The 20878-nt window shown below is 71.6% G+C and carries 24 protein-coding genes; 15 read left to right on the top strand and 9 right to left on the bottom strand.

All coding sequences use genetic code 11. The annotated features are described in order from the left end of the window. The first annotated feature begins 3 nt into the window (after nt 1-3). Both ACLJQZ_RS10260 and ACLJQZ_RS10255 read left to right on the top strand, forming a co-directional pair. On the top strand, nt 4-846 hold the full coding sequence (locus ACLJQZ_RS10260; protein ID WP_410619787.1) for a cell division protein FtsQ/DivIB: 843 nt from the start codon (nt 4-6) through the stop codon (nt 844-846). Between the two features lie 91 nt (nt 847-937). Then, nucleotides 938-1762, top strand: a complete 825-nt coding sequence (locus tag ACLJQZ_RS10255) for an NAD(P)H-binding protein (protein ID WP_410619786.1) — start codon at nt 938-940, stop codon at nt 1760-1762. Nucleotides 1763-1772: 10 nt separating this feature from the next. Here ACLJQZ_RS10255 and ACLJQZ_RS10250 read toward each other — a convergent pair whose 3' ends face one another. Continuing rightward, nucleotides 1773-2756: a LuxR C-terminal-related transcriptional regulator gene (locus tag ACLJQZ_RS10250; RefSeq protein WP_410619785.1), complete on the bottom strand. Its 984-nt coding sequence runs from the start codon at nt 2754-2756 to the stop codon at nt 1773-1775. Between the two features lie 116 nt (nt 2757-2872). Further along, a complete protein-coding gene (locus ACLJQZ_RS10245; protein WP_410619784.1) occupies nt 2873-4048 on the bottom strand; it encodes an MFS transporter in 1176 nt (391 codons plus the stop codon). 77 nt (nt 4049-4125) lie between these two features. Here ACLJQZ_RS10245 and ACLJQZ_RS10240 point away from each other — a divergent pair, with 77 nt between their 5' ends. After that, nucleotides 4126-4671 (top strand): CGNR zinc finger domain-containing protein, encoded by a 546-nt coding sequence (locus tag ACLJQZ_RS10240; protein ID WP_410619783.1) that lies wholly within the window; start codon nt 4126-4128, stop codon nt 4669-4671. Nucleotides 4672-4958: 287 nt separating this feature from the next. Here ACLJQZ_RS10240 and ACLJQZ_RS10235 read toward each other — a convergent pair whose 3' ends face one another. After that, nucleotides 4959-5393 (bottom strand): OsmC family peroxiredoxin, encoded by a 435-nt coding sequence (locus ACLJQZ_RS10235; protein ID WP_410619782.1) that lies wholly within the window; start codon nt 5391-5393, stop codon nt 4959-4961. Beyond that, nucleotides 5380-5838 carry a MarR family winged helix-turn-helix transcriptional regulator gene (locus ACLJQZ_RS10230; protein WP_410619781.1) on the bottom strand — a complete coding sequence of 153 codons (459 nt, stop codon included), beginning with the start codon at nt 5836-5838 and terminating at the stop codon, nt 5380-5382. The genes ACLJQZ_RS10235 and ACLJQZ_RS10230 overlap by 14 nt, the downstream gene beginning before the upstream one ends. Before the next feature lie 242 nt (nt 5839-6080). Here ACLJQZ_RS10230 and ACLJQZ_RS10225 point away from each other — a divergent pair, with 242 nt between their 5' ends. Then, on the top strand, nt 6081-6587 hold the full coding sequence (locus tag ACLJQZ_RS10225) for a DinB family protein (RefSeq protein ID WP_410619780.1): 507 nt from the start codon (nt 6081-6083) through the stop codon (nt 6585-6587). Here the strand turns inward: ACLJQZ_RS10225 and ACLJQZ_RS10220 are convergent. Then, nucleotides 6574-7350 carry a DUF1295 domain-containing protein gene (locus ACLJQZ_RS10220; protein ID WP_410619779.1) on the bottom strand — a complete coding sequence of 259 codons (777 nt, stop codon included), beginning with the start codon at nt 7348-7350 and terminating at the stop codon, nt 6574-6576. The two genes, ACLJQZ_RS10225 and ACLJQZ_RS10220, sit on opposite strands and share 14 nt — an antisense overlap. Continuing rightward, nucleotides 7350-8621 carry a class I SAM-dependent methyltransferase gene (locus ACLJQZ_RS10215; protein WP_410619778.1) on the bottom strand — a complete coding sequence of 424 codons (1272 nt, stop codon included), beginning with the start codon at nt 8619-8621 and terminating at the stop codon, nt 7350-7352. Before ACLJQZ_RS10215 ends, ACLJQZ_RS10220 begins: the two co-directional genes overlap by 1 nt. An 82-nt stretch (nt 8622-8703) precedes the next feature. Between ACLJQZ_RS10215 and ACLJQZ_RS10210 the strand changes: the two genes are divergently transcribed. From ACLJQZ_RS10210 to ACLJQZ_RS10160, 11 genes are all read left to right on the top strand, one after another. Further along, a complete protein-coding gene (locus ACLJQZ_RS10210) occupies nt 8704-9975 on the top strand; it encodes an NAD(P)/FAD-dependent oxidoreductase (RefSeq protein ID WP_410619777.1) in 1272 nt (423 codons plus the stop codon). Continuing rightward, the gene (locus ACLJQZ_RS10205; RefSeq protein WP_410620004.1) at nt 9969-10703 is read left to right on the top strand and encodes a DUF1365 domain-containing protein; all 735 of its coding nucleotides are present in this window, start codon (nt 9969-9971) and stop codon (nt 10701-10703) included. The genes ACLJQZ_RS10210 and ACLJQZ_RS10205 overlap by 7 nt, the downstream gene beginning before the upstream one ends. Continuing rightward, nucleotides 10696-11310 carry an ECF RNA polymerase sigma factor SigK gene (gene sigK, locus ACLJQZ_RS10200; RefSeq protein ID WP_410619776.1) on the top strand — a complete coding sequence of 205 codons (615 nt, stop codon included), beginning with the start codon at nt 10696-10698 and terminating at the stop codon, nt 11308-11310. Before ACLJQZ_RS10205 ends, sigK begins: the two co-directional genes overlap by 8 nt. Before the next feature lie 11 nt (nt 11311-11321). After that, nucleotides 11322-12080 (top strand): anti-sigma factor domain-containing protein, encoded by a 759-nt coding sequence (locus tag ACLJQZ_RS10195; protein WP_410620003.1) that lies wholly within the window; start codon nt 11322-11324, stop codon nt 12078-12080. Nucleotides 12081-12366: 286 nt separating this feature from the next. Further along, nucleotides 12367-13665, top strand: coding sequence for a cell division protein FtsZ (gene ftsZ / locus ACLJQZ_RS10190; RefSeq protein ID WP_410619775.1), 1299 nt, complete (start codon nt 12367-12369; stop codon nt 13663-13665). 80 nt (nt 13666-13745) lie between these two features. Then, on the top strand, nt 13746-14450 hold the full coding sequence (gene pgeF, locus ACLJQZ_RS10185; protein ID WP_410619774.1) for a peptidoglycan editing factor PgeF: 705 nt from the start codon (nt 13746-13748) through the stop codon (nt 14448-14450). A 20-nt stretch (nt 14451-14470) separates the two neighbouring features. Continuing rightward, nucleotides 14471-15199, top strand: coding sequence for a YggS family pyridoxal phosphate-dependent enzyme (locus ACLJQZ_RS10180; RefSeq protein ID WP_410620002.1), 729 nt, complete (start codon nt 14471-14473; stop codon nt 15197-15199). A 97-nt stretch (nt 15200-15296) separates the two neighbouring features. Beyond that, on the top strand, nt 15297-15896 hold the full coding sequence (locus tag ACLJQZ_RS10175) for a cell division protein SepF (protein ID WP_410619773.1): 600 nt from the start codon (nt 15297-15299) through the stop codon (nt 15894-15896). Nucleotides 15897-16011: 115 nt separating this feature from the next. Further along, entirely contained in the window at nt 16012-16287 is a 276-nt protein-coding gene (locus ACLJQZ_RS10170; protein ID WP_013224824.1) for a YggT family protein, read from the top strand. A gap of 52 nt (nt 16288-16339) precedes the next feature. Beyond that, entirely contained in the window at nt 16340-17188 is an 849-nt protein-coding gene (locus tag ACLJQZ_RS10165; protein WP_410619772.1) for a DivIVA domain-containing protein, read from the top strand. Nucleotides 17189-17322: 134 nt separating this feature from the next. Continuing rightward, on the top strand, nt 17323-17994 hold the full coding sequence (locus ACLJQZ_RS10160) for a hypothetical protein (protein ID WP_410619771.1): 672 nt from the start codon (nt 17323-17325) through the stop codon (nt 17992-17994). Between the two features lie 159 nt (nt 17995-18153). Here ACLJQZ_RS10160 and ACLJQZ_RS10155 read toward each other — a convergent pair whose 3' ends face one another. The 3 genes from ACLJQZ_RS10155 to ACLJQZ_RS10145 all read right to left on the bottom strand — a co-directional run bounded on the left by ACLJQZ_RS10155 (nt 18154) and on the right by ACLJQZ_RS10145 (nt 20580). After that, nucleotides 18154-18297, bottom strand: a complete 144-nt coding sequence (locus ACLJQZ_RS10155; protein WP_410619770.1) for a hypothetical protein — start codon at nt 18295-18297, stop codon at nt 18154-18156. Continuing rightward, a complete protein-coding gene (locus tag ACLJQZ_RS10150; protein WP_410619769.1) occupies nt 18294-18524 on the bottom strand; it encodes a hypothetical protein in 231 nt (76 codons plus the stop codon). The genes ACLJQZ_RS10155 and ACLJQZ_RS10150 overlap by 4 nt, the downstream gene beginning before the upstream one ends. Nucleotides 18525-19011: 487 nt before the next feature. Further along, nucleotides 19012-20580 (bottom strand): hypothetical protein, encoded by a 1569-nt coding sequence (locus ACLJQZ_RS10145; protein ID WP_410619768.1) that lies wholly within the window; start codon nt 20578-20580, stop codon nt 19012-19014. Nucleotides 20581-20878: the final 298 nt, after the last annotated feature.

Below are 20878 nucleotides of genomic sequence, written 5' to 3'. Positions count from 1 at the left end.
GCCATGAGTTCGACCAGCCAGCGCCGCCGTCCGTCCGAAGAGGACGAGCGGGATCGCGCTGCCCTGGCCCGGGAGCGGCGCGGCCGGCGGTCCGAAGAGGAACGCCGCCGGACCCGCGCCACCTCCACGCGTCCGCAGGCCCGGGCCCGCGCCACCCGCCCGAACCGGCGCGTCGAGATCCGGCGCCGCTGGGTCGCGCTGCTCAGCGTGCTGACGTTGATCGCGCTGGTCTACCTGCTGTTCTTCAGCTCGATGCTCGGCGCGAAGGACGTCTCGGTCACGGGCTCGCGCACGGTGACGGCCGACCAGATCCGCGCGATGGCCGCGGTCCCGCTCGACAAGCCCCTGCTGCGGCTGAGCACCGACGAGATCCGCGACCGGGTGGCGGGCATGCCGGGCATCGCCACGGTCGAGGTGTCGCGCTCGTGGCCGAACACGGTCGACATCACGGTGACCGAGCGCACGGCGATCGCGTTCTTCGACAGCGGCCCGGGCGGCGACGGCGTCCACCTGGTCGACGGCGGCGGCGTCGTCTTCAAGACGGTCCCGGCCCGCCCGGCGGGCTTGCCGGAGCTGAAGCTGCCCAAGGTGTCGGCGGACGACCCGGTGACCCGGGCGGTGACGGCGGTCCTCGGCGTGATCCCGGAGCAGCTGCTGAAGCAGGTGACAACGGCGACGGCCAAGACTCCGGCGAGCGTGGAGTTCACGCTGTCGAGCGGGAAGATCGTCCGCTGGGGGACCGCGGAGCAGACGGACCGCAAGGCCAAGGTCCTGGCGGCGCTGCTCACCCAGGAGGGCAAGGTCTACGACGTCGCGGCACCCGAGCTGCCGACGATCACGTCCTGATTTCCGCTGGATCCCTTCCGGAAACTCGTGTGCCCCGAGTTCTCGTATGCCGTACGATCTCGTACGGCATACGACAACTCGGGAGGGCATGATGACGATCCTGGTGACCGGCGCGACCGGCAGCGTCGGACGGCTGGTCGTGGACGAGCTGGTGGCGGCCGGCGAGGACGTGCGCGCGCTGACCGTCGATCCCGGGCGGGCCGGCCTCCCGAAGGAAGCCGAGGTCGTCGTCGGCTCCCTGGCCAAGCCGGATTCCCTGCCGCTCGAGGGTGTCGACGCCGTGTACCTGGCTCCGATGGCGCGGACCGTGCGGCGGTTCTGCGACCTGGCGGCCGACGCGGGTATCGAGCGGGTCGTCGCGCTGTCCGGCAGCAGCATCGGCGATGGGCACGCAGCTTCCAGCGGCAACGCCTACGCCGCCGTCGAGGCGGCGGTCGAGCGGGCCGGGTTCGCGCGGACCTTCCTGCGGCCCGGGTCCTTCATGAACAACACCCTCGACTGGGCCGGCATGGTGCGCGGGGGCGAGGTCGCCATGGCCTACGGCGATTCGACGCAGACCCCGATCGACCTCGGTGACATCGCCGCGGTCGCCGCGCGCGTGCTGACCACCGACGGGCACGTCGGCGCCACCTACGTCCTCAGTGGACCCGAACCGATCAGTCTGCGGCGGCAGGTCGCGACGCTCGAAGCCGTTTTGGGCAGGGAGATCCGGTTCCACGAGCTGACTCCTGGTGAACAACGCGCGCGGTGGCTCGGCTTCGGCGTCCCGGAAGAGGTCGCCGACTGGCTGCTGACCGGCTTCGCAACGACCACGCGCGATCCGGAGGTGCCGACCGGCGTCGTCGAAGAACTGCTGGGGCGCCCGGGGACGACCTACGCCGAGTGGGCCGCCGCGCGCCGGGAGCACTTCGCCTGACGGAACCCGCTCAGATCCAGCCGCGTTCCTTGGCCAGCAACGCGGTCTGGAACCGGTTGGCCGCACCGAGTTTGGCCATCACGTCGGCGACGTGCTTGCGGAACGTCCGAACCGACACGCCCATCTCGCGCGCGCCGAGCTCGTCCTTGTCCGCTTGGCAGAGGATCGCCAGGACCTGCTTTTCGGTGGTGCTCAGGCCGGCACGCGCGGTCGGGTCGGCGGCGCCCACCGGCGTCGCCTGCCGCCAGACGCGTTCGAACAGGCTCACCATGTTCGCGACCTGCCCCGGCTGCGACACGACGACGGCGCCGCGCTTGCTGTCCTCGGCGTCGATCGGGGCGACGAAGACCGTGCGGTCGAACAGGATCAGCCGTTCGAGCCGGCCGCCTTCGGCCGTGCGGACCTCGGCGCCGTGCGCGCACAGGTCGAGCAGGTACGACCGGGTCCGCTCGTCGTCGAGGATCTCGGCCCGCACCACCGTGCGCATCCGGACGCCGCGGCGCAGGCAGCGCAGGTCGAGCGGCCGGGCGGCCGAGATCGTCTCGGGGCTCCACGGCCCGCTCGGCTGCAGGCCCATGATTTCCCTGCGGGCGAAGAAGGCCAGCTCGTCGAGCTTCTCCCGGACGCGGTCGAGACCCTGGACGTGCTGGACGTCCGGCCGGGTGCCGCGGGGCGCGGCGGTGGTGAAGTCCTCGCACAGCGGGCCGATCCGGCTCCGGCACGCGTCGAGCCGGCCGACCTGGTCCCGCAGCCGGGCGATCTCGAGCGAGATCAGGTTCTCCAGGGCGATCGCGGGGTCGAGCCCCTCGAACGTCTGCGCGTCGACCTGCCGGACCAGCCCGAGCCGGACGAGCTCGCGGACGATCCCGGCGGTTTCCGCGCGGTCGAGGTGCAGGGCTTCGGCGAGACCGGCGGCGGTCATCGTCTTGTCCCGCAGGCAATGGCGGTACGCGCGCTCGGCGGTGGCGTCGAGCCCGAGGTCCGCGAGGGTCATGGATCGCTCCCCTGGGTAGCAGCCCAAGGGCGTACGGTAGCAGTTTCGCGATACCCGGACAGCGGCCATGCGCTGACAAGAACGGGGGAAATTCGCGGGGCTGCGGTGACTTTGCGTCAGCGCCGGGTGCGGGTCATCCCGGCCAGGGCGAGCAGCGGCAGCACACCGGCGAAGACGGTGACCGCCGTCCAGCCGCCGAGGTGGTAGGCGATCGAGCCGGCCTGCGAACCGATGGCGCCGCCGACGAAGAACGTCGCCAGGTAGATGCTGTTGATCCGGGCGCGCGCCGACGGGTCGAGCTGGTAGATCGTGTGCTGGCCGACGACCAGGGTGGCCTGCACCGCCGCGTCGATGGCGATCGCGGCGATGGCCAGCAGGATGACGCTGTGCGCGCCGAGCCCGGCGACCGCGAAGGCGGCCGCGCACACGATGAACGCGGTCGTGGTGAGCCGGGCGCCGTGCCCGTGGTCGGCCCAGCGCCCGGCGAGCGGGGCGATCAGCGCGCCGCCGGCGCCGGCCAGGGCGAACAGGCCGACGCCCAGCTGGGAGTAGTTGAACGGCGGGGCCGTCAGCACGAACGCGATCGTCGTCCAGAAGGCGCTGAACGCGCCGTACATCGCCGACTGGAAGAGCGCGCGGTGGCGCAGCGCGGGGTGTTTCCGCACCATCGCCAGGGTCGAGCGGATCAGCTGCCCGTAGCCGACGTCGGTCTTGGGCGCCCGCTTCGGCAGGCTGAACCGCAGCACGACGGCGAGCACGGCCATCGCCACGGCGGAGATGAGGAACACCACGCGCCAGCTGGTGACCTCCGCGAGCAGGCTGGCGATCACGCGCGAGAGCAGGATGCCGAACACGAGCCCGCTCACCACGCGCCCGACGATCCGCCCGCGGATGGCGTCGGGGGCCAGGTCGGCGGCGAACGGGATGAGGATCTGCACGACCACCGACGTCGCCCCGACGAGCAGGGAAGCCAGCAGCAGCACGGCGAACCCGGGTGCGAAGCCGGTGCCGACGAGCCCCGCGCAGGTGACGGCGAGCAGGCTCGAGACGAGGGTTCGGTTCTCCAGCCGGTCACCGAGCGGGACGAGCAGGAGCATGCCCGCGGCGTACCCGATCTGCGTCGCGGTGACGATCCCGCCGGCGGCGGCCTCGCCGACCCCGAAGGTGTGCCGCAGCTCGGCGAGCAGCGGCTGGGCGTAGTACAGGTTGGCGACCGTCAGTCCACAGGAGACGGCCAGCAACAGCACCAGCCAGCCGGGCGGTGCTTCCTGCTGCGGCTTCGTCTCGGTCATCGTCACCCCTCGGGAACCGGTTTGATCGGTTCCCGGACGGTACCAGTCAAACCGGTTCCCGAGGTATGGTGACGTGCATGACAGAGCGGTTCCGGTCGGGCGCGGGCAGGTTGTGCCTCGATTTCGTGCGCACGCTGCGGTATCGCGGCACGTCCGATGCTACGGAGGAGTTGCCGGACGGCGCCTCCTGGCGTGCGTGGATCGAGGAGTTCGGCAAGTTCGGAGAGGCCGTCGTGCCGGAGGAATCGGTCCGCGACGCCCGGGTGCTGCGCGAGGCGATCCACGAGCTGGTGTCGGACGGCGCCGCATCGTGCCGCCCGGCGACCCGTCAGCGCCTGAACCGCTTCGCGGCGTCGCCGGTCCCGGCTCCTGCGCTGACCCCGTCGGGCGAACTCCGCTGGCGCGCCGGGGATCCCGCGTCGGCGATGTGCTCGGTGCTGGCCCGCGACGCCCTGGACCTGGTGACTTCCCCGGCGTTCGACCGGATCCGCCACTGCGCGGGTGCGCGCTGCGGGGCGCTGTTCCTGGACACGTCGAGGCCGGGAACGCGGCGGTGGTGCTCGATGGACGTCTGCGGGAACCAGGCGAAGAAGTCGACTTATCGAGCCAAAGCCGCCCACTGACGGCGAACGGCCGCCCCGCCGCGCGACAGTTGCCTGCGGCCCGCAGCGCAGGCCCGCTGCGGTTCAGCTCTCGGGGATACCGGTCTCGACCGGCTAGGTTGCCGGGGCGGATCTCGACACCAGGCCGTCGCCGGTTGCCTGGTGTCGATGCCGTCGGCCCGGGCTTCGGCGAGCCTGGCGTCGTCGTGGTTGTCCAGAGCGCGGGAAGCTCGTCTGAAGAGGCGCACAGCCGCCCACTGATGACGAACGGCCGCCCCGCCGAAGCGGGGCGGCCAGTCAAAACCACCTCAGACGAGCGCCGCGTCCAGGGTGATCGTCGTGCCCGCGAGGGCCTTCGACACCGGGCACGTCTTCTCCGCCGTCTCCGCGTACTCCGCGAACTGCTCCGCGCTCACGCCGGGCAGCGCCGCGCGCAGCGTGATCGCGATGCCGCTGATCTCGAAGCCGCCGCCGGCGGCCGGGCCGAGGGTGACCTCCGCGCTGACGTCGATCGAGTCCGCCGTCAGCTTCTCGGCCTCCAGCACGCCCGACAGGTTCATCGCGAGGCACGACGAGTGCGCCGCGGCGATGAGCTCTTCGGGGCTCGTCTGGCCGTCCGGGTTGCCCGCGCGGGTCGGGAACGAGACGGAGAACGTGCCGGCGTTGGACGAGTCCAGCGTGACCTCGCCCTTCCCCTTCTGCAGTCCGCCGGTCCAGTGGGTGGTCGCGTCACGGCTGGGCATGGGTGCCTCCAGGTGGGTACGCGGCGGCCGACGTCGTCAGCCGCCGCAGGGTTTCGATCAGCTGTCGCCGCTCGGTGTCGTCGAGGCCCAGTGCGCAGCCGATGGCCGGGGGGACGCCGGTGGCGCGCTCGCGCATCGACCGGCCCTCCTCGGTCAGGCCGACCACCACGGTGCGTTCGTCGGCGGGCCGCCGCGTCCGCGTCACCAGTCCGTTGGCCTCGAGTCGTTTGAGCAGCGGGGAAAGCGTGCCGTAGTCCAGGTGCAGCCGTTCGCCGATCTCCTTGACCGGCCGGTCGCCGGACTCCCACAGCACCAGCAGCACCAGGTACTGCGGGTACGTGAGGCCCAGTTCGCCGAGCAGGGGACGGTACGTGTCCGTCACGGCCCGGGACGCCGCGTACAGCGCGAAGCAGGCTTGCTCGTCCAACGAGAACTCATCCGGCACGTCAGCAAACCTAGCCCACGATTACATCGTGCGCAAGGTAATCGGCCAACCTTCGGGGTCGCGTCACGGCAGGGGCCTCAGTGCTCGTCGATGGAGGTTTCTGGCCGTCCGGCGTCCCGAATCCTCCATCGACACCTCGCGGCCATGCCCCAGTCCTGAGCGGGAGCCCAAGTCGGGGCTCGAGTGCGGGGCCGCGCGCCGCGTAACGGAAAGTGTCGGACCCTTCTGGCAGAGTCCCGGCCATGACCGAACGACCGGACCGCCCGAAGATCCCGCTCACCGGCGGCGAGCGGGAGATCCTCGCCAGCCTGCTCGACTACCACCGCGCCACCGTCGCCTGGAAGAGCGGCGGACTGAGCCTCGAGCAGGCCCGGCAGGTCCACCTGCCGAGCGAGCTGACGACCGTCGCCGGGCTGCTCGCGCACCTCACGCTCAACGAGTGGTACTGGTTCGCCGTGGTCGTCGACGGCGAACCGGACACCTGGGAGGAGAAGCTGGAGCAGGACCCGGACGCGGAGTTCCGGGTCGCGCCCGAGGTGACGGTGGAGCAGCTGCTCGCCGACTACGAAACCCAGTGCGTCCGCAGCCGCGAGATCGTCGCGAAGCACGACCTCGCGGACGAGGTGACGTACAAGGACGAGACGTTCAACGTCCGGTGGGTCGTCGCGCACATGATCGAGGAGACGGCCCGGCACGTCGGCCACCTCGACGTGCTGCGCGAGCTGACCGACGGGCTCACGGGGGAGTGACGCGCCTGGGCGGCAGGGGGAAGAACCCGCTGGTGCGCTCGACGTAGTGCGCGTACGCCGGACGCGTGCGGGCCATTCCCTTCTCCAGCAACGGTTTCCCCGTGCCCTTCGCCAGGGTGTAGGTCATCGCGATCGGGGAGAGGATCGTCAGCGCGCCCGGCCACGTCGAGCACGCCAGCAGGTAGAGGCCCCACCAGACGCACGCGTCGCCGAAGTAGTTCGGGTGCCGCGTGTAGCGCCAGAGCCCGGTGTCGAGCACCTTGCCCTTGTTGCCGGGGTCGGCCTTGAAGCGGCGCAGCTGGTCGTCGCCGACCGTCTCGAAGGCGAACCCGACCAGCCACACGACGACGCCGAGCCAGCCCAGCACGCCGATCCCGGTGCCGTACTGCGCGAACTGCACCGGCAGCGACACGAAGTACAGCACCACGGCCTGCACCAGGTACACGCGCACGAACATCTTCGCCGGCGAAGCGTGCTTGGCCATCCGCACGTACCGCGGGTCCTCCGGCAGCTTGTGGTTGCGCAGGTGCAGGTGCGCCGACAGGCGCACGCCCCACACGACGGTCAGCGCCGTCACCACCAGCCGCAGCGGCAGCGGCCCGTCGCCGAACGGGAACGCGGCCAGCGCGACGATCGCGAAGCCGAGCCCCCAGAACGTGTCGATCGTGTCGTAGCGCTTGCGCGCTCGCGCGATCCCGAAGGTCACCACCACCGCCACGACCGTGACGCCGGCGGTGACCAGCAACGTGCCGCCCAGGGGCATCAGTTCCACTCCCGGGTCGCCGGCATGCCGCTGACGCCGTTCACGTCCGGTCGCACGCTCAGGATCTGGTCCACACCCATCCGGTTCTCCTCGAACGCCAGCGCCCCGCCCACCAGGTACAGGCGCCACACCCGCGCGCCGGACTCCCCGATGAGCGCGACGACGTCGGCCCAGTTCTCCTCCAGGGTGTCGGCCCAGGCCCGTACCGTCCAGACGTAGTGCTCGCGCATCGCGTGGACGTCACGCACCTCGAGCCCGGCGGTTTCGAGGTGTTCGACGGTCCGGCCGACCGGGCGCATGGTCATGTCGGGCGCGATGTAGCGCTCGATGAACGCGCCGCCGCCGGGGGCGACGTTGCCGCGGGACATCTGCTGGATCAGCACGCGTCCGCCGGGCTTGACCATCTTGTGCAGCGTCGCGGCGTAGGCCGGGTAGTTGACCTCCCCGACGTGCTCGCCCATCTCGATCGACGCCACCGCGTCGAACGGCGCGTCCGGCAGTTCGCGGTAGTCCTGGCGCCGGACCTCGACACGGTCTTCGAGGTCGTGCTGGGCGAGCCGGCCGCGGATGTGCTGCAGCTGCTCGGCCGAGAGCGTGATGCCGACGGCGTGCACGCCGTGGTGCTTGGCCGCGTGGACCAGCAGCGAGCCCCAGCCGCAGCCGACGTCGAGCAGCCGCATGCCCGGGCGCAGGCCCAGCTTGCGGCAGATCATCTCCAGCTTGTCGGACTGCGCCTCCGCCAGGCCGTAGCCCGGCTCGTCGGAGGTGAAGTACGCGCTGGAGTAGGCCATCGAGTCGTCCAGCAGCAGCTGGTAGAAGGCGTTGCCCAGGTCGTAGTGGTGGGCGATGGCGGACTTGTCGCGCAGCAGGCTGTGCAGCTTCCCGGACAGCCGGGCCTCTTCGACGGGCGGCTTCGGGGGCAGGCCGATGACGCCGAGCGCACCGGCGAGCTTGGCGGCCTCCGCCCACTCGCGCGGGCCCAGCTTCACCCGCTTGAGCTCACCCGCGCGGGTGACGGACCAGATGCGGCGGAAGCCGTCGGCGAGATCGCCTTCGACGTCGAGGTCACCGGTGACGTAGGCGCGGGCGAGACCCAGCTCACCCGGCGCGAAGAGCAGGTGACGGAGGGCGCGGCGGTTGCGCAGCACCACGGTGGGCGCGTCCACTGGTCCGGCGCGGGTTCCGTCCCACGTCCGGAGGCCGATGGGGAGCTGCCCGCCGAGGAGCTTTTCGGCGAACGAGGCGAGGCGGTGCGCGGTGCTGTTCGGCATGTCCGGGATTCGCTCCCTGCTGCGCGGCGGATTGGTGCCGCGCTCATCCAATCCACGTCGGGCCCGGCGGCGAAGTACCGGTGTGGAGATCACGGGAGAACGCATCGCCGTCATCGGCAGCGGGGTGGCCGGACTGACTGCCGCCTACCTGCTGCAACGCAAGTACGAGGTCCTGCTGTTCGAGGCCGACGACCGCCTGGGCGGGCACGCGCACACCCACGACGTGCCCAGCGCCCACGGCGGCACCGTCGGCGTGGACTCCGGGTTCATCGTCCACAACGAGCGCACCTACCCGACGCTGCTGCGGCTGTTCGGCGAGCTCGGCGTGCAGACGCGCGACACCGAGATGTCGATGAGCATCAGCTGCGACGGCTGTGGCCTGCAGTACGCCGGCGCGAAGGGGCTGCCGGGGCTGTTCGCCCAGCGCGGCAACGTCGTCCGCCCGCGCTACGTGCGCATGCTCGCCGAGGTGAAGCGGTTCCACCGCCACGCGAAGCGGCTGCTGGAGGCGACCGACGCCGGCGATGTGACGCTCGGCGCGTTCCTCGCCATCGGCGGCTACTCCCGCTACTTCGTCGACCACTTCATGCTGCCGGTGGTGTCGACGGTCTGGTCCGCCGACCGCAGTGACACCCTGCGGTACCCGGCGCGCTACCTGTTCGAGTTCCTCCGCAACCACGGCATGCTGAGCGTCAAGAACTCGCCCGCCTGGCGGACCGTCGTCGGCGGGTCCCGCGAATACGTCGAACGCGCGGCCAAGCAGCTCACCGCCGTGCACCTGTCGACGCCGGTGCGGTCGGTGCTGCGGACCGCGGGCGGCGGCGTCGAGATCCGCGACGACGCCGACACCCCGCACCGCGTCGACCGGGTCGTCATCGCCACGCACGCGGATCAGGCGCTTTCCTTGCTGGCCAACCCGTCCGACGCCGAACGCGACGTGCTCGGCGCGTTCCGCTACTCGGAGAACGAGGCCTGGCTGCACACCGACACCAGCGTGCTGCCGTCGCTGGCCGACGCCCGCGCGGGCTGGAACTACCGGGCCCCCGAGTGCGGCGCCCCGACCGGCGCGGTCCAGGTCAGCTACGACATGAACCGCCTGATGCGGCTGGACGAGCCGACCGGGTACGTCGTCACGCTCAACCCGGGCGAGGGCGCCGGCCGGACCGGGCTGGTCGCCAAGATGCGCTACGAGCACCCGGTCTACACGCCGGAAGCCGTTGCGGCGCAACGACGGCTGCCCGAGCTGAACGACGGCGTGATCGCCTACGCCGGCGCCTACCACGGCTGGGGCTTCCACGAAGACGGCTGCGCCTCCGGGGCGCGGGCCGCCGAAACCCTGGGGGTCACCTGGTGACGACCGCGCTCTACGACGCCACCGTCGCGCACGTGCGGCGGATCGACCCGCCGCACGCCTTCGCGCACCGCGTGTACCTGTGGCTGGTCGATCTCGACGCGCCGCCGCGGTTGCCGTGGTGGGCGCGCCCGTTCGCCGGTTTCGACCGCCGCGACCACTTCGTGGCCGGCGACGAGCGGGGGATCCGGGAGAAGCTCGACGGGTGGCTCGCGGAGCGCGGGGTGGACCTGCGCGGCGGCAAGGTCGTGATGCTGGCCGCCGCGCGCGTGCTCGGGTACGTGTTCAACCCGATCAGCGTCTACTGGTGCCACGGTCCCGACGGCACGCTCGAGTGCGTCGTCGCCGAGGTGCACAACACCTACGGCGGCCGGCACGCCTACCTGCTGCACCCGGACGAGGCCGGGCTCGCGCGCGCGGAGAAGGAGTTCTACGTCTCGCCGTTCCAGGAGATGGACGGCGAGTACCGGATGCGCCTGCCCCACCCGGAAGCGCTGCTCGACCTCACGGTGGCGTTGCGCCGCGGCGGCACCACACCGCTGGTCGCTACGCTTCGGGGAGTTCGCCGCCCGGCGAGCCCGCGGTGGCTGGCCCGGCTGGTCCTGGCCCGGCCCCTGCTGCCGCAGCGGGTGTCCGCGCTGATCCGCCGCCACGGGATCGCCCTGTGGCTGCGGAAGGCGCCGGTCATCCCGCGCACCCCGCAGAACGCCGGAGGACAGCTGCATGGATGAGGCGGCTCGCCAGCGCCACATGGCCCCCGTGCCCTCGGAAGAACCCGAGGGGCAGGCCGGCCCCAGTGCCGAGGAGCTGATGGTGCGCGTCGCCAAGGGCGACGAGCGGGCGTTCGAGCTGCTCTACGACCAGTTCTCCGGGCCGATCTTCGGGCTCGTCCGCCGGATCGTGCGCGACTCCGCGCAGTCCGAAGAGGTCGCGCAGGAGGTTCTCGTCGAGCTTTGGCGCACCGCGACGCGCTACTCGTCCGAGAAGGGCTCCGCGCTGAACTGGGCGATGACGCTGGCGCACCGCCGCGCCGTCGACCGCGTCCGCTCGGCGCGCGCCAGCACCGAGCGCGAGCAGAAGGCGACCTTCGAAGCCGCCCGCGGCCGCCCGTTCGACGAGGTGGCCGAATCCGTCACCGCGAGCCTGGAACGCTCCCAGGTCCGCCGGTGCCTGTCCTTCCTGACCGACCTGCAGCGCGAGTCCGTGCTGCTGGCCTACTACCAGGGCTACACCTATCGCGAGGTGGCCGAAGTGCTGTCGACGCCGCAAGGAACGATCAAGACGCGGTTGCGGGACGGCCTGATCCGCCTGCGGGACTGTTTGGGGGTGACCGCGTGAGCACACCGGAGATGCACACGCTGGCGGGGGCGTTCGCGCTCGACGCCGTGTCGGACATCGAGCGCGCGGAGTTCTCGCGCCACCTCGAGCAGTGCGAGTCGTGCGCGCAGGAGGTCGCCGAGCTGCGCGCGACCGCGGCCCGCCTCGGTGCGGCGATGGCCGAAGAACCGCCGCCGGAGTTCAAGGACCGCGTCATGGTGGCCATGCACGCGACCCGCCAGCTGCCGCCGCGCACCCGGCCCGGCTCGCCCGAGCGGCACCGCCGGTCGGGGCGCGCTCCGCGCTGGGCCGTGCTCACGGCGGCCGCCGCGGCCGTCGTCGGGCTCGCCGCGGGCGGGGTGTTCGGCGGGATCGCGCTGACCCAGCAGCAGGAGCTGCAGTCCGCGCAGACCCAGCTCGACCAGGCGAAGGCGCAGTACGCGCCGGTGGCGGCGCTGCTCTCGGCGCCGGACGCGAAGACCGGGCACGGCACGTCGCCCCTCGGCGGCGGTGCCACGGTGATCGCGTCGCGCTCGCTCAACCGCGTGATGGTGATGGACGCCGGCCTGCCCGCGCCCACCGAAGGGCACGTCTACCAGGCCTGGCTGATAGCGGGCACGACCCCGCCGCGCCCGGCCGGGCTGATCACCGGCGCCGACGACGGTTCCCTGGTGGTCGCGGACGGCATCGGCGGCGCCGAACAGGTCGGGCTGAGCGTCGAGCAGACCGGGGGATCGACGACCGGGGCACCGTCGTCGACCATCGCGCTGGTCATGCCGATGCCGGCCTGATCTGCGGCTGTTCCGGGGCTGATCTGCGGCTGATCTGCGGCTGTTCGCGGGCCATAGCAGACCGGGCGCGGGGGCCACTTCCGGCTCCTCGCTCTTGCGCGCACGAACGTGTTGTGGCAAAACACCTTTGCGACACACGGCGTGCCTACTGGATTAGAGCCTGCCTGGTGCCTACCGTCCTGCCTAACGTCGGCGGTTGACATAACTCTCAATCTGGGGTTTAGGTTGAGAGTTGATCACCGGTCGGCGGGCTGTACGGGCACAACGATCAGGAAGGCGGACTTCGATGACGCCCCCGCACAACTACCTTGCGGTGATCAAGGTGGTCGGCATCGGCGGTGGCGGCGTGAACGCCGTGAACCGCATGATCGAGGTCGGCCTCAAGGGTGTCGAGTTCATCGCGGTGAACACCGACGCCCAGGCACTGCTCATGTCCGACGCCGACGTCAAGCTGGACATCGGCCGCGAGCTGACCCGTGGCCTCGGCGCGGGCGCCGCCCCCGAGGTCGGCCAGAGGGCCGCCGAAGACCACCGTGAAGAGATCGAAGAGGTCATCAAGGGCGCCGACATGGTGTTCGTGACGGCCGGCGAAGGCGGTGGCACCGGCACCGGTGGCGCCCCGGTCGTGGCGCAGATCGCCCGCAAGCTGGGCGCGCTGACCATCGGCGTCGTGACGCGCCCGTTCACCTTCGAGGGCAAGCGCCGCGGCAAGCAGGCCGAAGACGGCATCCAGTCGCTGCGCAACGAGTGCGACACCCTCATCGTGATCCCGAACGACCGGCTGCTGCAGCTCGGCGACATCGGCGTCTCGCTGATGGACGCGTTCCGCTCCGCGGACGAGGTGCTGCTCTCCGGTGTCCAGGGCATTACCGACCTGATCACCACCCCCGGCCTGATCAACCTCGACTTCGCCGACGTCAAGAGCGTCATGTCCGGCGCGGGCTCCGCCCTGATGGGTATAGGGAGCGCACGCGGTGAAGGCAGAGCCATCCAGGCCGCGGAGAAGGCGATCAACTCGCCCCTCCTCGAAGCCTCCATGGATGGTGCGCACGGCGCACTGCTTTCGATCGCGGGTGGTTCGGATCTGGGCCTGTTCGAAATCAACGAGGCGGCGTCGCTGGTGCAGGAGTCCGCGCACCCGGACGCCAACATCATCTTCGGCACGATCATCGACGACTCGCTCGGCGACGAGGTGCGCGTCACGGTGATCGCGGCCGGCTTCGACGCCGGCGCGCCGACCCACAAGAAGCTCGACCCGTCGACGTTCGGCTCCGGCTCGCGCCAGGGCACGGCGTCGGCTTCGGCCGGGCAGGTCTCGAACCAGCAGGGGCCGCCGTCGGGGGCCACCCCGGTGCCGTCGGCCTCGGGGTCGGGCTACCCGGTCGCGCCGCCGCGGTCGCACACGCCGCTGCCGTCTGCCGGCGGCCAGAACACCGGCGGGCTCCCGCAGCCCGGCGGCGGTTCGCGCGGCTACTCGCCGATGGGCTCTAACGCGACCCAGGGCAGCCTGCCCGGGCGCGCCATGCCGGTGCACGACGACCCGTCGGACGACGAGGTCGACGTGCCGCCGTTCATGCGGCGCTAGAAACTGTGGTCCGTGAAGGCCTCCTTACCGGCTCTAAAGGCCGGGAAGGAGGCCTTCACGGCGTTTGGGAGGATGGCACCATGCGGGTTCGGCAAGTGGTCACGACCAGGGCGGGCGGCGCGTCACGACCGCCGTACGACACGTTCAACCTGGGGGACCACGTCGGCGACGACGAGGGTGACGTCTACGCGAACCGCAAGCGGCTCGCGGCCGAGCTGGGCCTGGCCGAGGACAAGCTGGCCTGGATGGAACAGGTCCACGGCCGGACGGCGACCACCGTGGACGGCTCGGAGACCGGGGCCGCCGAGGCGACCGACGCGCTGGTGACCGCGACGCCGGGCGTCGCGCTGGTGGTGCTCGTCGCCGACTGCGTCCCGATCCTGCTGGCCGACGCCGAGGCCGGGGTGGTCGCGGCGGTGCACGCGGGCCGCGTCGGCACCCGGGTCGGCGTCGTCCCGGCCGCCGTGGCGGCGATGCGGGACGCGGGCGCCGAGCCGCGGCGGATCGAGGCGCTGCTGGGCCCGGCGATCTGCGGCGACTGCTACGAGGTGCCGGCCGCGATGGCCGCCGACGTCGAGAAACACGTCCCCGGCACCGCCTGCAAGACCCGCAAGGGCACGCCCGGGCTCGACCTGCGTGCCGGGCTCTGGCAGCAGCTCGCCGGCCTGGGCGTCGGCAAGATCGGCGTCGACCCGCGGTGCACGAACGAGGACAAGACGCTCTTCAGCTACCGGCGCGACGGGACGACCGGGCGGCTCGCCGGCATCACCTGGATCGAGGCGTGACCGACCGCATGACCGACCGCATGACCGACCGCAAGGCCGAGCTGGCCGCGAACCTGGCCGAGGTCGAGGCGCGGATCGCGGCCGCGTGCCGCGCCGCCGGGCGGGCCCGCGACGAGGTCCAGCTGATCGCCGTGACCAAGACCTTCCCGGCGTCGGACGCCGCGCTGCTCGCCGATCTCGGCGTCACCCACGTCGGCGAGAACCGCGATCAGGAGGCCGGGCCGAAGGCGGCCGAGGTCGCGGAACTGCGTCCCGGGTCCGCGCTGCGGTGGCACATGGTCGGCCGGCTGCAGCGGAACAAGGCCCGGTCCGTGGTGGAGTGGGCACACGAGGTGCAGTCGCTCGACTCGGCCCGGCTCGCCGACGCGCTCGCGAAGGCCGTGCACACCGTGCGTTACGCCGGTAAACGTGACGAACCGCTCGACGTCCTGATCCAGGCGAGCCTCGACGACGACACCGAGCGCGGCGGCTGCCCGCTCGGCGAGCTCGCGGCGCTCGCCGAGCACGTCACTCACACGGGTGAACTGCGGCTTCGTGGCCTGATGGCCGTCGCCCCGCTCGGCGCCGATCCCGGGGAAGCCTTCGAGAAGCTCGCCCGCGCGGCGGAAACCCTCCGAAAAGATCACCCGAATGCCGCAGAAGTCTCCGCCGGGATGAGCCATGATCTCGAGCAGGCGATCACGCACGGCTCAACCTGTGTGCGTGTCGGAACCGCACTGCTCGGCGGGCGCGGTTTAGCCTCGCCGTAGGGAGCTCGTATGCCGGTCACGTTTAGTGGTCGTCCATACGGGGCACTGACGGCGTGGAGAAGCGTTGGTGCGGGAGCGGCTAGGGCTAGGGAGAGGCATGAGCGCGCTGCAGAAGCTGAAGGCCTACTTCGGGATGGTGCCCGCTGACGACGACGGTTACGACGTCGAAGAAGATTATCGACGCGGCTACGCGGACGACGAGTACGACTCCTACGAGGAGCCTGCTCCTCGGTCGCGCTCACGGTACCGCGACAGCGAGGACACGTACGACGAGCCCGTCAGCCGAGCCCGTTCACGCTCCGTGCCCGGTGCGGGACCCGCGGTCCACGGCGCGCTCGCCATGGACCGTCAGCCGGAGCCCGTGGCGCGCCTGCGACCGGTCACCGAGCCGGTCGTGCGCCAGCCGGTGCGTGACCCCTTGAGCCGGATCACGACGCTGCACCCGACCAGCTACGCGGAAGCGCGCGCCATCGGCGAGCACTACCGCGAGGGCATCCCGGTGATCATGAACCTCACCGAGATGGACAACGCGGACGCCAAGCGGCTCGTCGACTTCGCCGCCGGGCTCGCTTTCGCGCTGCGCGGGTCGATGGACAAGGTCACCAACAAGGTGTTCCTTCTCTCACCGCCCGATGTGGACGTGACCGCGGAAGACCGCCGGCGGATTGCCGAGGGCGGATTGTTTCTGCGCGGCTGAAGTCGCGCGGACCGCTGAGCGCAAGCAAACGTGATTTTGTCGACCCGATGCCGCGTCGACCCCCTCAACTGCGTCTTCGACGAGGACGCCCGGTTAGAGTAGGTACGTGGAAGCTGTGTGGCTGGTCGTCTGGTACGTGCTGTTCGCGTTTTGGCTGTTGCTGACGGCACGTATCGTGGTCGAACTCGTCCGCACCTTTGCACGGGAGTGGCACCCGGCCGGAGGGGTTGCGGTGACGCTCGAGACCATCTACACAGTGACGGACCCGCCGGTTCGCCTGTTCAGGCGAATCATCCCGATGGTGCGGATCGGCGGCGTCGGACTGGACTTATCGATTATGGTTCTGCTGTTGGTTGTGTTCTTCGCGATGCAACTGGCGACTCCAAGTTGATCGGGGAGACTTGGGTGGACCCTGCAGACCATGGAGTGCGTGAGGTGATCTGATGTCGTTGACCCCCGCTGACGTGCATAACGTCGCGTTCAGCAAGCCGCCCATCGGCAAGAGGGGCTACAACGAGGACGAGGTGGACGCGTTCCTCGACTTGGTGGAGACCGAGCTGGCCCGCTTGATCGAGGACAACAACGAGCTGCGCCAGCAGATGGAGCAGCTCGACGCCGAGCTCGAATCGACTCGTGGCGAGCTCGACAGCGCGAAATCCGCACAGCCCCCGATGCGGGAAGAGCCGTCCCGGCGTCTCGCGCCGGTGCCGCCGCCGGCGTCCGCGATGGAGCAGACCCAGGCCCACTCGATGGTGGCCGACAGCGGCGAGCCCAACGTGCAGGCGGCCAAGGTTCTCGGGCTCGCCCAGGAGATGGCCGACCGGCTGACCGCCGAGGCGAAGACCGAGTCCGACGGGATGCTGGCCGAGGCCCGCACCAAGTCCGAGCAGCTGCTCTCGGACGCCCGGGCGAAGTCCGACTCGATGGTCAACGAGGCGCGCACGCGCGTCGACACGATGCTGAACGACGCGCGGACCCGTGCGGAGACGTTGGAGCGCCAGGCGCGCGACAAGGCCACCACGCTGGAACGCGAGTCGCAGCGCAAGTACACCGAGACGATGAACAGCCTGAACTCCGAGAAGGGCGGGCTGGGCAAGAAGATCGAAGAGCTGCGCACCATCGAGCGGGAGTACCGCACGAGGCTGCGCGGGTTCCTCGAGTCCCAGCTGCGCGAGCTCGACGACCGCGGCTCCGCCGCACCGGCCTCGGCCTCCTCGAACTCCGGGCAGTCGTCCGGATCGTCGGGCGGCGGCCAGGGCTACTCCTTCGGCCCCCGGGCCGAAGCGGGCTGATTTCTCCGGGCACACCCCGCCGGCGCCGGCAGTTCTGCGGCGCCGGCGGGGTTCTGCCACGGTCAGGAGTCGATCCGGTACCGCACGTGGGCGGGTCGTGGACCGAACCCGGCCCGTTCATGCTGTAATTCACCGTGCTCTACATCGTGCTGGTACTGGTACTGGCGGCTCTGGGGTTGCTCGTCTCCGCGCTCATCACGGCTTCTTCGCTGTGGGCGTGGGTTTCCATCGGCCTCTCGGTGCTCGCCGGGGTGATCCTCGTCGTCGACTGGCTGCGCCGTCGCCGGCGATCCGCGACACCCTCCGCCGCGCCTGCTTCCGTCGCCGAACCTTCGGAACCGGCGGCCGACGCGGAGCCGAGCCTGTTCAAGGAGCCGGAGAAACCGGTCGACGAGGAACAAACCGTCCTCATTCCCGCCGCCGGTGAGCTGGGAGATCCGGCCGACACGCCCGAACCCGACGTCGTCGAAGAGCCCGCCGCCGAGGTTTCCGAGTCTCCTGAGGCACCCGTTGCTTCTGCCGCCACGGCCGCGTCCGCGGCTTCCGCGGCTTCCGTGGCGGAAAAACAACCCGACGACGCCGAACCCGGTGAGGAATCGACGTCGGACGCGGACATCGCGGTGCTGGCCGACCTCGAGGACGAGGTCGTCGTCGTCGACGAGCACCCCCGCTACCACGTCCGGGGCTGCACCTGGGTCGGCACCCGCGACACGATCCCCATCGGCATCGGCGAAGCCCGGCAGCTGGGCTTCACCCCGTGTGCTCGCTGCGCCCCGGACGCGACGCTGGTGGCCGCTCACCGCTGACCACGCCGAGGCAGGTTTCGAGCGCCCGTTCGCCGGCCGGCGTCAAGCGCGTGCGCCCGGGCCCGGCGGGTGACCCAGCCCGCGTCCACGAACCGCGTCGCGACGGCGGCGCCCAGCGCGCCCGCCAGGTGGTGGCGCTGCTCCAGTCCGAACAGAACTTCAGCGGCGTCCGGCCGCGGCCGTGTCGACGTCCACCCCCAGCCCGGCGAACACCTCGGCGGCCCGGGAACCCAGCGTGTACGGGTGATCGCGCAGGGGAGCCGAAAATCCGGTCGCCCGCGCGGCGGCGCGTGGTCCGCTCACCGTCCACGGTGGCCAGTGCGCCCCGGGCCGGCAGCGCCGAGGTGACGGCGAACCAGGCCCGCCGCCCGCAGCTTCGCGAGGTGCGCGCTGACGCCCTGCGCGGACAGCCGGGCCTCGGCGGCCGGCACCGACGTGGCCAGGGCGCGGCCGTCCCCGAGTGGCACGCGGATCCGCGCCGGATCCGCGAACAGCGCGGCGGTGCGGGCGATGTCGGCGTCACCGTTCATGCGGTCCATGGTGCCCCCGGCACACTTCCACCGCGCCGGAAGTGTCCGCGCGGTCCCTGATGTTGTCGGGGTTGGCCCTGGGCGTGCTCGGGATGCTGAACCTGGTGCTGGTGCGGATATCCCGCCTGCTGCCGACCCTCCTGGGCTGGCGTGGGCGTGGCCTGCCAACGACGGCTGCGGTCGCGGAGGTGCTCTCCGAGCGCGGTCGGCGAACCGACCCGGACGGCGACTTTCGTGACGGGCCCGCGCACGGCGGGCGCGATCGCGGCGGCCCTGTGGCTGACGGCGATCCTCGTGACACTCGCCGGCGTGCGAACCCGGGAGGCTGTCGACCGGTGAACCGCCGGGGTTGTCCACAGCCGCCCCGGAATGTGGACAACCCGGGGCGGCTGGTGGCTTCGACGCCATTGTTGTCCGGGGGCGCCGATAGACTGGCCTCGGGGCCGCCCCCCAGGGAAGGGTGGGGGGAGTTTCGGCGGGGCCCTTCCTAGTCCGGCAGGTCCGCCAGCAGCGCCTCGACATCTCTCCGTTTGCGGCCCGCGTCTTCCGGCAGCAGGGCCAGCGTCTCGGTCAGCTTTTCCCGGGCCTCGGCGAACTTTCCGAGTTCGACCAGCAACTGTCCACACAGGAACTCCGCTACGACGATCATCGGAGTCGCGTCGATCGCCCGCAGTTCGGCCGCCGCCGTGGTCGCCCGGGCGTACGCCGCCTCCGGGTGGCCCAGCTCCGACAGCACGCGAGCGCCGTCGAAGGTCGTCATCGCGTGCTCCCACGCCGCGTCCGGGTCCGTGGGGTCCGACTCGGCCGCGTCCGCTGTGGCCAGCGCCGTCAGCGTCCGGTCGGCGTCGCCGCTCCGGAGCCAGGCCGACGGCGGTCGCCGCAGCGCGCGGAGTTCGGCCGCCCTCAGGCCTGCTTGCTCGAAGTGCCCCGCCGCTCGGGTGTAGTCGGCCGCCGCCTCGGCGTCGCGGTCCAGCTCGGTGAGGACGTCCGCCAGCGCCTCCCTCGCCTCGCCCGCGGCGGCGGGTGAGGCGACGGCGAAGTACGCCGCCGCCTCACCGAACAACGCTGCCGCCTGCGCCGGGCGGCCGAGAGCGCGGTACGCGTGGCCCAGCAGCGACCGGCCGTTCGCCTGTTCCCGCTCGGCCCCGGCCCGCGCCAGTACCGGCTCCGCGTCGGTGACGGCCGCCGCCGCGTCCTCCGGGCGGTCGAGGTCCAGGTACACCCGTGCGAGGTCGACGCGGGTGGCGGCCGCGTCGACCGGCTGCTCCGCCGCGGTGAAGTCCGCGATCGCCGAGTTGAACGCCACGATCGCGTCATCCGGGCGGTCCAGCCGCCGGGCCAGCCTCCCCCGGAATCGGCCGACCTGGGCCTGGATGCCCAGATCCGTGCCGGCGTCGATGCCGGTGGTGGCGGCGAACGCGCCTTCGACGTCGCCCAGGCTCCGGCGGAATCGCGCGGCCAGCAGCCGGGCGTGCGCGGTGCGCTCCGGGGACCCGGCTTCGGTGTAGTGCGCCGCGGCCTCCGCGGCCAGCTCGATCGCCCGCGGAAAGTCGCCGAGGTTGGCGGACAGGACCGCCTGGCGGGCCAGCCACAGCCCGGCCAGCTCGGGCTTGCCGGTCGCGTGAATGGGGGTTTCGGCGCGGTCGAGGACCTCCCGGGCGCCCCGGAAGTCCTGCCGCGCGAAGTGCGCGGTGGCCAGCCGCAGCAAGGCGAAGCTGTGTCCTTCGGCGTCGCCGAGCGCCGCCACCCGGTCGGCGACGGCTTCGAGCGCGGTCTCGGCGGCCGCCGGCGCGAGCAGCAGGAGCCGGGCGCCCCGTGCCGACTCGGCCAGCACGGCGTTGCCCGCCTCCTCGGCCACCGCGGCGGCCCGCTCGAGGTCTCGCGACGCGGCAGCGGGGTCGTCGCGGTTCGCCGCCGCCATCAGCCGCGACGCCAGCAGCTCGCCGGTGGGCTCGGGACACTGCTCGTCGAACCGGGCCCGGATCGCGCCGGTGGCCCGGCCCAGCAAGGACTCCCGCTCGGCGAGGTCGACCAGCTCCACGCCGGACAAATCCATGAACGTCCCCCGTGTTTCCCCGCTGCACGCCGAAAAACGGCGCCCGGCGATGCTAGCGGCGACGCGTCCGCGAAGGCGCCTCCATTTCCGGCGGCGGCCCTCGTGACAACCCGGTTGCGTGGAGCGGTTAACCTGGTATCAGCACAGCGTCGATCCGGCCATCACCGGGGAGCTTCCGGAAGAACCGAGCCTCACCGCTCGCAGTAGAACCGGACGGGTGCGGCCCGTGACAGCCGTGGAACGAGCGGCCCGGCAGCTCCACCGCCGGGCAAGCGGGGTGGTACCGCGGAACGCCGGA

The sequence above is a fragment of the Amycolatopsis sp. cmx-8-4 genome, assembly GCF_046548675.1.
Classification (GTDB): domain Bacteria; phylum Actinomycetota; class Actinomycetes; order Mycobacteriales; family Pseudonocardiaceae; genus Amycolatopsis.
The sequence above is the reverse complement of the archived record's forward strand: the minus strand, read 5'-3'. Positions and strand labels throughout refer to the sequence as shown.